The 12,820-nt window shown below is 53.5% G+C and carries 10 protein-coding genes; all 10 read right to left on the bottom strand.

The annotated features are described in order from the left end of the window. Positions 1-5: 5 nt before the first annotated feature. The 10 genes from ychF to M1D61_RS02605 all read right to left on the bottom strand — a co-directional run bounded on the left by ychF (position 6) and on the right by M1D61_RS02605 (position 12,589). A complete protein-coding gene (ychF, locus tag M1D61_RS02650) occupies positions 6-1,106 on the bottom strand; it encodes a redox-regulated ATPase YchF (RefSeq protein ID WP_046212827.1) in 1,101 nt (366 codons plus the stop codon). A 91-nt stretch (positions 1,107-1,197) separates the two neighbouring features. Then, positions 1,198-2,937, bottom strand: coding sequence for a methyl-accepting chemotaxis protein (locus M1D61_RS02645; protein ID WP_458121076.1), 1,740 nt, complete (start codon positions 2,935-2,937; stop codon positions 1,198-1,200). A gap of 211 nt (positions 2,938-3,148) precedes the next feature. Beyond that, a complete protein-coding gene (gene fni / locus M1D61_RS02640) occupies positions 3,149-4,198 on the bottom strand; it encodes a type 2 isopentenyl-diphosphate Delta-isomerase (RefSeq protein ID WP_458121075.1) in 1,050 nt (349 codons plus the stop codon). 215 nt (positions 4,199-4,413) lie between these two features. After that, positions 4,414-5,910, bottom strand: a complete 1,497-nt coding sequence (locus M1D61_RS02635) for a phytoene desaturase family protein (protein WP_458121074.1) — start codon at positions 5,908-5,910, stop codon at positions 4,414-4,416. Continuing rightward, on the bottom strand, positions 5,907-7,163 hold the full coding sequence (locus M1D61_RS02630; RefSeq protein ID WP_458121073.1) for a glycosyltransferase: 1,257 nt from the start codon (positions 7,161-7,163) through the stop codon (positions 5,907-5,909). Before M1D61_RS02630 ends, M1D61_RS02635 begins: the two co-directional genes overlap by 4 nt. A gap of 13 nt (positions 7,164-7,176) precedes the next feature. Then, complete coding sequence (locus M1D61_RS02625) at positions 7,177-7,911, bottom strand: lysophospholipid acyltransferase family protein (RefSeq protein WP_458121072.1); 735 nt, start codon at positions 7,909-7,911, stop codon at positions 7,177-7,179. After that, positions 7,895-8,620, bottom strand: coding sequence for a carotenoid biosynthesis protein (locus tag M1D61_RS02620; protein WP_458121071.1), 726 nt, complete (start codon positions 8,618-8,620; stop codon positions 7,895-7,897). The genes M1D61_RS02625 and M1D61_RS02620 overlap by 17 nt, the downstream gene beginning before the upstream one ends. Before the next feature lie 68 nt (positions 8,621-8,688). Beyond that, a complete protein-coding gene (locus M1D61_RS02615) occupies positions 8,689-9,570 on the bottom strand; it encodes a phytoene/squalene synthase family protein (RefSeq protein WP_458121070.1) in 882 nt (293 codons plus the stop codon). Then, on the bottom strand, positions 9,567-11,042 hold the full coding sequence (locus M1D61_RS02610) for a phytoene desaturase family protein (RefSeq protein ID WP_458121069.1): 1,476 nt from the start codon (positions 11,040-11,042) through the stop codon (positions 9,567-9,569). Before M1D61_RS02610 ends, M1D61_RS02615 begins: the two co-directional genes overlap by 4 nt. Next, positions 11,039-12,589, bottom strand: a complete 1,551-nt coding sequence (locus M1D61_RS02605; protein ID WP_458121068.1) for a phytoene desaturase family protein — start codon at positions 12,587-12,589, stop codon at positions 11,039-11,041. Before M1D61_RS02605 ends, M1D61_RS02610 begins: the two co-directional genes overlap by 4 nt. Positions 12,590-12,820 lie beyond the last annotated feature (231 nt).

Here is a 12,820-nt window from a genome sequence, read left to right as displayed (position 1 = left end):
GATTCTTATACGTTGAAACGGAAGTGCATAACGTCGCCATCCTGCACGACATACTCTTTGCCTTCGAGGCGCAGCTGGCCACGTTCTTTGGCACCGTTCATGGAACCTGCATTGACCAGATCCTCATAGCTCACTACTTCGGCACGGATAAATCCGCGTTCGAAGTCCGTGTGGATAACACCAGCTGCTCCAGGAGCTTTGGTGCCTTTACGGATTGTCCAAGCGCGCACTTCCTGTACACCGGCAGTAAAGTACGTGTACAGACCGAGCAGACGGTAGGCTGCTTTGATCAGACGGTTCAGGCCAGATTCGGACAGACCCAATTCTTCGAGGAACATCGCTTTGTCTTCATCTTCCATTTCGGAAATATCCGCTTCAATCTTGGCACTGATCGGCACGACAACGGCATTTTCCGCTTCGGCGAATTCTTTGACTTTCAGAACATAAGGGTTGGTATCGGCTTCGGTCACGCCATCTTCGCTTACGTTAGCCGCGTACAATACCGGCTTCATCGTCAGCAGGTGCAGATCGCGTACGATCAGGCGCTCTTCATCGGTCAGCTCCACACTGCGGACAGGCATGTCGTTGTACAGAGCTTCCTTGATGCGCTCCAGTACTTCCACTTCCTGTGCGTACTGCTTGTTGCCGCCCTTCATGTTCTTTTTGGAACGGTCGATACGCTTCTCAACGCTGTCCAGATCGGCCAGAATCAGCTCCAGGTTGATCGTCTGGATATCGCTGATCGGATCGATTTTGCCATCCACGTGTGTGATGTTCTCGTCTTCAAAGCAGCGTACCACGTGTACAATTGCATCGACTTCACGGATATGGGCGAGGAATTTGTTACCCAGGCCTTCGCCTTTGCTTGCGCCGCGTACGAGACCGGCGATATCGACAAATTCAAATGCGGTAGGGACGGTTTTTTTCGGTTCAACGAGTTCCGTCAGTTTGTCCAGACGCTCGTCCGGTACTTCGACGATGCCAACATTAGGATCAATCGTACAGAACGGATAGTTGGCGGATTCGGCACCCGCCTGGGTGATTGCATTAAAAAGTGTGGATTTCCCGACGTTAGGAAGCCCAACAATACCAGCTTTCAAAGCCATTTATATGACAACTCCTATTGGTTGAATTGGTAAGCATTCGATCTGAATTTCCACACTATTATATATGAGAACAACAGACGTGGCAAACGAACTATACGATAAATTTATCCGATTGTCCCTTGAGCTCATGCGCCAGTGTCTTCAGGCTGCCGGATATCTCGGAAAGTTCCGAGACGGACTTTTGCTGTTCGAGTGCGCTGGCGGCCACTTCCTCGGTCATGGCGGACGTCTCTTCGGTCGCTGAAGCGATATAGCCCAGATGTTCTTCTACTTCATGACGGATATGCTGCATGTCGCCTGTTTTCTCCGACAGCTTCAGCGCCAGTTGATGCACTTCACCGGAAACCTGGCTCACTTGTTCAAAGGATTCCATACATTCCTCGATCTGCACTTCCTGACGGTTCGCCGAATCCATATTCGCTTCAAACTGTACATTGATCCGGCTGATCTGCTCCACAAACTGGTGAAGAATGCTGTCGATCTCGCCGATGGACTGCTCGGACTGCTGGGCTAGATTTCGCATCTCGCTTGCTACGACAGAGAATCCTTTGCCTGCTTCACCGGCACGGGAAGCTTCGATCGAGGCGTTAAGCGCCAGAATCTGTGTCTGCTTGACGATACTCTGTACCTGTCCGCTGATGCCGGAAGCTTTGCGGGACTGCTCTGCCAGAATCTCGGATTGCTGCTGGATCTGCTGTACCCGGGCGACATTTTCCTTTCCATGTTGTAACAATTGTTCATGTTGATGCCGTACTTTGCCGCTCACGCTGGACAGCTGTTCGGCTGTCGCACTGAACTGGCTCACATAGCTGCCGATTTCATCGATAATATGGCCCAGCTGGGTCGACTGCTGCACAGATTGTTCGGTCTGCTCTGCCTGCTGGGTAGACCCGGAGGCAATTTCCTGAATAGCCCGCGACAGCTCTTCCGTCTGGCGAAGTGTTCCTTCGGCGACTTCGGCAATATACTGGGAAGAATCCTGCAATGTACCGGAGCCAGACTGAATGCTCGTAATCATCTCAGTAATATGATGGATCATGGCGTTGTTCAGATCGCTGATCTCGCCCAGCTGATCGCCGGTAATACGCTGCGATCCTACGGTCAGATCTCCCTCAGTGACTCGCTCCATACTGTGCTTGACCTCTCCCACCTGGGTCAGCGTACGGCGGATAAACAGCATCGCACACAGCGCTGCCAATGCAACAACAGTAGCAAAAATAGGAATGACCAGCTTGTACGCCTGGGTCAATGTCTGTTCATATACCATGTTGACATCCGCTGCAGAAATATCGATTCCCAGATAGCCTACCGTCTGGCCGCTCTTGTCCTTGATCGGGGTAAAGGTAGAGAACAAATCTCCCCATTCCGGATCAGACACCACATCGGTAGTCACGCTCTGGCCGGCAGTCAGCCGTGCAGTCGTATCTCCATCAAAATCCATGGAATCATTATAGGAACTGTATTCCGCATCATTCCAATCGGCGCCATCCACTGTGTAAGACCATTTGTTATTCTTGTAGTTAAACATGTATACATAGAGCGCCCCGGACTGCAGTCTCAGATTATTAATCTGAGTCCGAAGATTTTTGTATACCTGGCTCTGTTCGGGATCACTGTACGTGTATAATTTACGGATCTCGTCCGTGTTCAGCTGTGCTGCGGTATGGGTAGCCAGCGTCTCATTGCTTTGCTGCAGCGTAGATAGCGCAGATTCCTGTATGAGACGCTGAGTCGTCCACATGGTCAGCGAGCCGATGATGAATAATGGCAGCAGAATAATAAGATATAGTTTGGGACGCAACCCCAGTCTGATGTGCTGAAGCTTTTTCAATTTCTCTTTCCTCCCTGCGATTATAATCATGTTGTGTAGTTCTAATTACCTATATGTTATCGTCTTCAGGGCGCGAATTTTGTAGAGTTTTGCAGAAACTTTCTTAATTTCAAAATGTTGTTTTCAGGTTACTTCGCTTAACTGCAGATTGTATGACTCCAGAGAACGCGCAAAAGCCCGGAATGAATTCCGGGCCTGGTGCGTGACTATTCTATTGGCGTCTGTACAATCGGTCTGTCTGCTGCAGCTCACTGATCCGGGCAGCTCCAACGCCGAACATGGCTGCCGACAGCTCGAACTCCACACGGGTCAGAACCTGCTCCAGTCCCTCTGTCGATTCGACCGCCGCTCCCAGCAGAGAACGGCCAAAGCCTGCCAGATCGGCACCAAGCGCAATCGCTTTGGCGGCATCGATACCATGACTCAGTCCACCGCTGCCAATCAGCGGCATCTGCGGCAGCTGCTCGCGCACGTCACGGATACACTCTGCGGTAGGTGTACCCCAATCTGCAAATGCCTCGGCAGCGGCGCGGCGCACCGGATCACTGCTGCGGAATTTCTCCACCTGGCTCCATGATGTGCCGCCTGCTCCCGCTACATCAATAAAAGCGGCTCCGGCATCTGCCAGCCGGCGTGCGGTACTTCCATCAATGCCCCAGCCCACTTCCTTGATACCTACCGGAACATTCAGCTGCCGGGCGATCTGCTCGATCCGGGACAGCAGTCCGGCAAAATTCACATTCCCTTCCGGCTGAAACACTTCCTGCAGGCTGTTCAGATGCAGCACCAGCGCACTCGCTTCCGCCAGTTCCACAGCACGCCTGCATTCGTCAATACCAAATCCGTAATTGAGCTGAACCGCTCCCAGATTGGCGATAATCGGAATAGTCGGTGCCTGCTGGCGTACATTAAATGTAGCTGCCAGCTCATCATGCTCAATCGCTGCCCGTACCGATCCGAGTCCCATCGCCCAGCCGCGGCTTTGCGCAGCTTCGGCAAGACGACGATTGATCTGCCCGGTCGCTTCGCTGCCGCCGGTCATGGAGCTGATCAGCAGCGGCGCACGCATCGGAATGTCCAGAAATGATGTACCCAGATCAATACTGCCAAAATCCGTCTCCGGCAGTGCCTGATGCCGAAAACGATAATGCTCCAGTCCGGAGGTGACGCCTGCTCCAGCTACGTCTTCTTCCAGACAGAGTCGTACATGTGCGCTTTTCCGGTCGGAAATATTGCCTGCTATAGGGTTCTCCTGATTCATGAGCCCCTTCCTCTCTGAAACCGGCCGCCTGCAGATGCTGTCATAATCATACCGATCAGCCCTCTGCGATGGACCGGCCACTTCCTTGTATTCATTTGGCTCATCCTTCAAGCCCATTATTTAAATATACCAGCATTCCATTGTAATCCAAACAGGAATAATAGATATGCTGCCTGCATTCCGAACAATGCTCACCAGAACTGTGTCTGTAGAACCTACAAATGATCGGCAATATGCCGGGCGACCAGCTGTCCGGACAGCGTCACGACCGGCGTGCCTCCACCAGGGTGCGTTGTGCCGCCTACATACCATAACCCCTTCACATCCCGGCTGCGATTGCCCGGCCGGAAAAAGGTCTGGCGTGGACTATTAGACGATATGCCATAAATTGCACCCTGATGCGCATACGTATCGCGCCGGATATCCTCGGGCGTATAATGCTCCCAGACCGGACCCTGGCGGATGCCTTGCAAACCGAATCCTTCCAGCATCTTACCGATCTGCTGACCATATGATTCACGCTGCTCCTGCCAGTTCCATTGATCCGATACATAGGGTGCATTAGCCAGAATAAACAGATTGCTGCCACCCGGCGGTGCAAGCTCCGGTTCGGAATAACCGGAATGGCAAATATACAGCGTCGGCTGCACTGGCGGCTTTTTTTGCCCGAAAATCGACTGGAACTCCGGCTCATATTGTTCCGGGAAAAAGACCGTATGATGCAACAGCTGATCGTACTGCTGCGGTACACCTGCCAGCGTGACAAATCCGGACAGGGAAGGTTCGTAGACATCAATCCGCCTGTCCGGGAGAGAAGGACGATACTCCTGTCGCAGAAGCATCCGGCTGGCGCTCAGTACATCCCCATTTACAATGACCAGCGGAGACTGCCAGCTTCCCTGATCCGTCTCCACCCCGGTTACCCGGCCGGAATTCGTCAGGATCCGGTTCACTTCCACACCCGTTCGGATCTGTACGCCCAGCTCCAGCGCCACCTTCTCCATCCCGCGCACAATCTGATGGGTGCCTCCGCGGACCCCATAGACACCCTGATTGGCTTCCACATGAGCCAGCATGGCAAAAATCGACGGCGCCTGATACGGGGAAGCTCCCACATAGGTAGCGTACCGTCCCAGCAGCATCAATGTATTGGGATGACGAAAATACTTGCGCAGCAGGGACTGCAGCGTCGTCAGCGGACGGACACGCAGCAGACTTTTACCCATGGAAGGTTTGAGCTTGTCCTTCCATGACAGCAGTAGTCTATTCAGGAACTGTGCATCCGCTTCACGATACAGTACCTCGGCTTCCTGCAGAAAGCGCGGATAGTTCAATGCATCTTCCGGACTGTAGGCAGCAATCTGCTGCGCTGTCACGGAAGCGTCCCGGCTCAGATCCACAACCGATCCATCAACGAAAATATTGCGTGTGCGCGGCTCCAGTTCATACAGCTGCACATAATCGTCCATCGACCGGCCGGCATATTCAAATACACTGCGGAATACATGCGGCATCGTAATCGTGCTCGGTCCCCGGTCAAAATGATAGCCGTCCCGTTCAACCGACTGCAGCTTGCCGCCCACGACAGGCTGCTTTTCCAGCATAGTCACTTCATAGCCTCTGACTGCCAGCGTAATGGCGCATGACAATCCGCCAAAACCGGCACCGATGATAATGATCCTGCGGCTGCCGGGCTGTTGATTGATAGTCATCCGTAGGTCCTGCCTTTCCATCTGTAGCCTTTGCCCTTGATGCCTGCGAACCAGGAATCGAGCAGAATCAGGATCAGACAGAGAGCACTGGCAGGCAGCAGTACACCCGTCCAAAGCGGCTTGCCGCTGTGATGATCGATGATTCCTTTGCTAAGCATCCCTGTCAGTACGGCTGCCGCCGACCAGCCGATCAGCTCTGTCTGCATGGTGATCAGACCATAGATCAGCATCAGCAGCGGCCATATAAACAGCAGTGTATACAATACAATAATTCCCAGTACGAGAAGCGGATTGCGCCCGGTACCGGCAAATATATTTTTCTTGTAGCCTTCCCATACCTGGGCAGCATTACGATACATGCGGGCGGAAGTATGGCGCTGTACATTCGCCAGTGTAACCGGATCACCAGCTTGTTTGACCGCTTTGGCCAATTCCATGTCTTCAACAATATGATTAAAAATATGCTTGTGACCGCCGCAGCGCATATAGCTGTCCCGGTGAATCATCAGCCACGCCCCGGTTACAGCCAGGTAAAAGGGACGCGGACTGCGCCGCACCATCATGATTGGCAGATGATAGCCAATCACAAAGGCCATCATCGGCACGACCAAACGTTCCAGCCAGGTTCCCGTCTCCATGCGCGGAAAGCCGCTGATCAGTCCGGTCTGCTGGGAACGTGCCGTTATCATGGCTGCCTCCAGCGCTTCCGGTCCCAGCCTCACATCCGCATCCACAAACAGCCACCATTCTCCCTGTGCATGCTGGGACAGCTGATGACAGGCATATGACTTGCCCATCCAGCCTTCGGGCAGCGGCTGCCCTTCGTACAGACGGACACGGGTATCGTACGCCATTACCTTTTTCACTTCGCTAACCGTCCCGTCCTCGGAATGATCGTTCATGACGAGAATCTCCAGCTCTATACTGTCGGTTCGGCAGGACAGCACCGATTCCAGGCATTCCCGGATATTAATCTCTTCATCACGGACCGGTATCAATATGGACAGCAGCGGCCGTTGTTTGCCGGTAGAAGCAAGTTCAGTCCCATGGGATGCCGCTAATCCATCCGCCGGGTCAGCAGCAGTGCCGCTGTATGTATGATGGGTAGTGGTATTGCTGTTCTGCTGGCTGTAATCATACTGCTGTTCCCATCCGTACGAATGCAGTCGACTGCCCAGTTTTGGCATTTGCCGAAGATTCCAGATTGTGAACAGCAGCTGAAGGACCAGCCAGAGCGTTATTGCCTGCAGCATGAACTCCATAGATTCACCTTTTTCTGAGGCTGCGATAGTGGTCGTACTTCTCATCGGTAGAGCGCTGGCGGCGGATCAGATCCTTGGCACCCGGCTGCTCTCCATCTGCGATAAGCAGCCGGTTACGCTGATCGTCCAGCTGGCTGGTGATGATCGCCTCCAGCCGACTGGCACAATCACGGGACGACAGTCTGCTCCAATCCTGATATACAGGTGCACCGACCTGCAGGGAAGCCTGCAGCCGGGCATGCTGATACAGTCCATAATATAATGTCACCGGAATGACCGGTACGGAACCAGCGGTCTGTCTTAGCAGCAGACCAATACCCGGACGGAAAGTGAGCGGCTGCATTTCCAGATGACGAATCTCCCCCTGCGGGAACATCCATACCCGCTTGCCCTGCTCCAGCAGCCCGGCCGCATAGCGCAGCGACTGCCGGATATCGCCCGGACTGCCTTTATCAATCGAGAAAGCGCCCAGCTTGCCAAAAAAGGCATACCGGTTCAGCTGACGCTCCTCCATCATCACATAGTGATCCGCAGCCGAGGTATGACGGAACGCATGATAAATAAGCAGACCGTCCCACCAGGAACTATGGTTCATAATATACAAGGCCGGCTGATCCGCCGGTACAAGATCCAGCTCACCTGACAGGGTAAAGGAATGAAAACTTCGGCGCAGCAGGTACCATTCGTTGTAACGGATAAACATCCGGTCAAACCAAAGCGACTTATGCGCGGGTATCATACCGGTAGCTCCCTTCCGCGAGCAGTATGCCAAGCGCAGCCGCCAGCATCGAACCTTCGATGCCCGCTTTCCAGGCCAGCAGTCCAAACAGCAGCAGCATGCCCTGATACAGAAAAGTCGCCTGACGGTGCACTTTGCGGGTGATAAATAATATCGGCAGTGTCAGCGAGAGCACTCCGCCCACGACAAACCAGGCGACAAAATTACTCCATGGCACTCCATAAAATCCTCCGCTTCCACCCCAGTGCCAGAATCTGCGCGCATGGGCGACAGGGTCCAGTACCAGATCCAGAATAAGGATCCAGATGCCGATTTTGACAGCACGCAGCAGACGCGCAGGCCAGGAGCGTACAGCAGCAGGCACCTGCTCGCCTGTCTCCACCCGGGCACTGCTGAGCAGCGCTCCGCCGGCTACTACACCAATCCAGGCAAATCCCAGCGTCCACGGTACGCCGAAAATCAGACTGCCCAGCACAGGCGTATATTCATACTCTCCAAACGGCCATACGGTATGTACACCGATCCATTCCAGTGACATCCCGCCCAGCCAGATCATAACGGTCGGCAGCAATAAACGGACATACGACTTGCTCTCCCCACTACTGACTGACTGGTCGGACAGTAGCCAATATACCTGCTGTCGCTTCATCAGATACAGGGCATACAGCGCGTAAAACACTAAAAATAATCCATTTGAGAAATCCAGCATTTCTGGTACGCCTATCGTTAATAGCAGGGCGGCTCCAATTGCGTACCAGATCCAGAATAACCAGCCCATCAGGATACCGCAGGCCGTTCAAGCATTTCCGGATTCACACCGTGATGCAGAGCTACCTTCATCAGCAGCTCACGCTTGCGCGCTTCATCCACATAGGCACGCTGGGAAAATACATCGTATTCATTATCTGCAATGGCATCCATAATGCCCGCATAAAATGTCGCCGCCAATTCCACCGTAAACGCACTGCGTTCCGGATAAGCATGTAAATCTCCAAGCCCTGTCGCAAACCACTGCTCGGCCAGCAGACGCAGCTCATCCATCATCGCCCGAAAACGATCATTGATCACGCCGTTTTCCAGCTCCTGCTCGGTATAGCCGTGTTTGTTCAGCAGCTCCAGCGGCACATAACGCCGTCCTCTGCGGCTGTCTTCACCGATATCCCGCATAATGTTCACGATCTGCATCGCTTTGCCCAGCGCAATGCCGGAATGACGGATCTGTTCGCTGTGCTCGCCCTTGAGCACCGGCAGCAGCATCTCGCCCACCGTACCGGCTACGAGATAACAATAATGCTCCAGCTCCCGCATCGTGGAATAGCGGGTAAAGGTCAGATCATATGTCTGCCCGTCCATCTGCCGCTGAAACGGCGTCCGTGACAATGAAGGAAACGCATCAAACAGCCAGCGCAGGGAAGGCCAGATAAAGTGTCCTTCCGCCTGTTCCAGATTGGCAAACAGGGACTGCAGCTCCTGAATCGTATAGGCGGATTGGTCCGGCTCGTCCACACTGTCGTCAATCATCCGGCAAAAGGCATAGATGACATGAACCGCTTCTTTCTCGGGACTGTTCAGCCAGCTAAAGGCATAATAAAAAGACGACGAACCGTGACGGATCATTTCTTCGCAGCTTTGCAGATCCGCTTCGCTTACATAATTCAAATTCCCAACTCCTTTACAATTTGCTGTACAGCCATTCTCGCTCCCTGCATCACAATCGGTACGCCGCCGCCGGGATGCACGGATGCTCCGGCTGCATATAACCGGCGTATGGTCGGAAAAGGTCTGGGCTGCGGACGATAGACGCCGGACTGACGAAGAATCGGCGCAATCCCAAAGCTGCCGCCTCCATACAAGCCGCTGCGCAGCGCATCCGCCGGTGTGCGTACTTTCATCCATTTCAGGGAATCACGCAGTCCGATGAATCCCCTCTCTTCGGCGGAATCCAGCACCTGCTGCACAAGCCGGTCGGTATCCTGTTCCCAGTCAATGCCTGCTTCATCCGTTACCGGAATCAGGAAATACAGAACACTCTCGCCTGCCGGAGCTGCATCTTCATCCAGTGCCACCGGATTGAATACATAAAAGGAAGGATCCCGCGGCAGCTGACGATTGCGGAAGGTCTCGCGCAGACTCGCATCCAGACCATTCGGCAGGAAAAATTGATGAGTCAGCATATCCGGCCATTGTCGCCTGGTACCCGCATAGATCAGTACACATCCGGTAGATGGCTGATAGGGCGTACGGCGCGGCTTGATCGGCGGCTTGCTGCCAGATAACAGGGAATGAATATAGGGAAAGTCCCCATTATACAATACAGCATCAAATGCCTGTTTTTCTCCATCTGCCCGAACACCCAGACAGACACCATGGCGAACCTCGATCTCCTCCACCGGACAATCCAGATGGACAGTGACACCACGCGCTGCCAGCTCTTCTCCGAGAATCTGCGGCAGCATGCCATATCCACCCTTGAGCATCCAGACACCAAAAGCATGCTCCGCATAAGGCAGCATCGTATACAGTCCCGGCGTCTTCTCGGGAATGCCGCCGATATACAGGCTCTGCAGCGAATAGGCTTCACGCAGCTGTACATGGCGGAAATACATCCCTGCCGCACTGCTCAGATTGCGATAGGCGCGCAGGCTGCGCATCAACGACAGATTACTTCCGCTAAAAAACTGCGTCCAGGCCGGAAAATCACGCTCCAGAAAAGAAGCCTGTCCCCGTGGAAACAGTGGATGCATCTCACGGATAAACCGCCGGAAATTCCGTCCTTCTCCGGGAAATACGCGTTCCACTTCCTCTGCCTGACGCTCCGGATCACGATGCTTGGTCAGCACTTTGCCATCCGGATAATGAATACGGTACAGCGGATCACATTCGATCAGCGGCAGGCGATCACGACTGACTCCCGCTTCCTCCAGAATGCTGTACAGCATCTCGGGCAGCAGGACAATCGTCGGTCCCTGATCAATCCGCTGCTCGCCCTCTTCTTCAAAGGCGATTCGTCCGCCCAGCCGGTCGCTCTGTTCGAACACCGTTACATCGACGTCCCGGCGGCTTAATAACAGGGCTGCCATCAATCCGCCAATGCCACCGCCGACGATGGCGATCTTTTTCCTGCGGCTCATGATGGTTCCGCCCCCGCCAGAACCGATCCGGCGTCCATTTTGGAAGAATGGGCTACCCCGTCCTGCTTGAAAATAAGCGATGTACTGATCCGCGCCGATTCAAAGATCGTCGGCAGTCCGCTGCCCGGATGCGTTCCTCCGCCAACCAGCCATACGCCGTCCACTTCCTCGAATTGATTATGTGGACGAAAAGCCATCATTTGTCCCAGATTGTGGGTCAGGTTAAAAGTCGCTCCCTGATACACATCCAGCTGTTGCTCCCAGTCCAGCGGGGTAAAGAAGCTCATCGTCTCGATTCGGTCACGCAGTCCCTTCAGCTGCGGAATCTGCTCTGCCCGATCCAGCATCTGCTCCTTCACCTGCTCACGCTTGGCTTCCCAGTCGGTCTCGCCCGTCAGATTCGGCGTCGGCATCAGAATATACAGCGCCGATTTGCCTGCCGGTGCCAGCGTGGAATCCAGCACCGAAGGGTTGTGTACATAGATCGACGGGTCCTCGGATAACGTCTTGAACTTGGTGATTTCATCTACATTTTTGTGATAATCGGCAGAGAAGTGAACAGAGTGATGCTCCAGATCGACAGCCCCGTCAATACCCAGATAGAGCATCGCGGCCGAACAGGAATATTTCTTCTGTGCCAGCTGATCCGGCGCATACTTGCGCAGCACACCGGGTTCGAACAGCTGGTTCATCGCCGAAGCGAAGTCGGCATTAATCACCACATGATCGGCATTGACCTGTTCGCCGTTGTCCAAGATTACTCCGGTAGCTTTGCGCCCCTGTGTAATTACACGCTGCACCCCTCTAGAGGTATGTACGCGTCCGCCGTGCTCGGAGATCACCTGTGCCATCGCTTCAAATACGGAATTCAGCCCGCCTTTGGGGTGAAAAAGACCATAGCGATGTTCCAGGTAGGACAGTATCGTAAATGTACCCGGACATTCCCAGGCAGACATGCCAAGATATTTGGACTGAAACGTAAAAGCCTGCTTGAGGCGCTCATCCTTGAAATAACGGGACAACCGTCCATAGACGGTATCATTCAGATGCAGCTTGGGCAACGCGCGAAGAACATCGGTGCGCATATAATCAGCCAGACTGGAGAATGGACGGCGCAGCAAAGGCATCACTTTGTCCAGCTTCACATCTTCCTCTTCCAGATAGCGATAGTATCCCTGCTCATCGCCAGGGAACAGGCGGGCGATCTGCGCTGCCGTATCCTCGCGATCCCGTGAAGGCTTGAATACCATATCTCCAAAATGCAGGCTGTACAGCGGTGTCAGCTCCTGCATGTCTACATAGTTATCCAGCGAACGGCCGGACATCTCAAATAACTCCTCGATCAGGTGAGGCATCATCAGGAATGTGGCTCCGCGGTCAAACCGGTATTCACCCAGATGCAAACGGGAAGATCGGCCGCCTACCACCGGCTGCTTCTCATACACGTCCACCTCGTACCCGTGACTGGCAAGGATCATGCCTGCAGCCAATCCTCCGGGTCCTGCCCCAACAATAACTGCTTTGCGGGTAGACTGAATTGCTTTCATTACATTCCCCTTTTTCCTCTATGATAGCGTTATTCAGGTATTACATGTAACTATGCTAGATACCCATGAATTATATATAAACGCGCGATACCCCGTTTGCAACTGTATGTCACAGATTTTACAAAATTAAATTTTATTCTTCTTAAAGACCCATTAATTTACATATTGACGTTTTGCGTCAAAAACCGACTTTTGTTGTTATATGGATACATATGTGACACTGTTGTCCAT

This window comes from Paenibacillus sp. Z6-24 (assembly GCF_054161335.1).
Note: the sequence above shows the minus strand (reverse complement) of the source record. Positions and strands in the feature narration are given on the sequence as shown.

Excerpts from the sequence above, each read along its gene's own strand:
- M1D61_RS02630 (WP_458121073.1), bottom strand. The coding sequence starts at position 7,163 with ATGCTGCAGGCAATAACGCTCTGGCTGGTCCTTCAGCTGCTGTTCACA.
- ychF (WP_046212827.1), bottom strand. The coding sequence starts at position 1,106 with ATGGCTTTGAAAGCTGGTATTGTTGGGCTTCCTAACGTCGGGAAATCC.
- M1D61_RS02625 (WP_458121072.1), bottom strand. The coding sequence starts at position 7,911 with ATGATACCCGCGCATAAGTCGCTTTGGTTTGACCGGATGTTTATCCGT.
- M1D61_RS02635 (WP_458121074.1), bottom strand. The coding sequence starts at position 5,910 with ATGACTATCAATCAACAGCCCGGCAGCCGCAGGATCATTATCATCGGT.
- M1D61_RS02610 (WP_458121069.1), bottom strand. The coding sequence starts at position 11,042 with ATGAGCCGCAGGAAAAAGATCGCCATCGTCGGCGGTGGCATTGGCGGA.
- M1D61_RS02620 (WP_458121071.1), bottom strand. The coding sequence starts at position 8,620 with ATGCTGGATTTCTCAAATGGATTATTTTTAGTGTTTTACGCGCTGTAT.
- fni (WP_458121075.1), bottom strand. The coding sequence starts at position 4,198 with ATGAATCAGGAGAACCCTATAGCAGGCAATATTTCCGACCGGAAAAGC.
- M1D61_RS02605 (WP_458121068.1), bottom strand. The coding sequence starts at position 12,589 with ATGAAAGCAATTCAGTCTACCCGCAAAGCAGTTATTGTTGGGGCAGGA.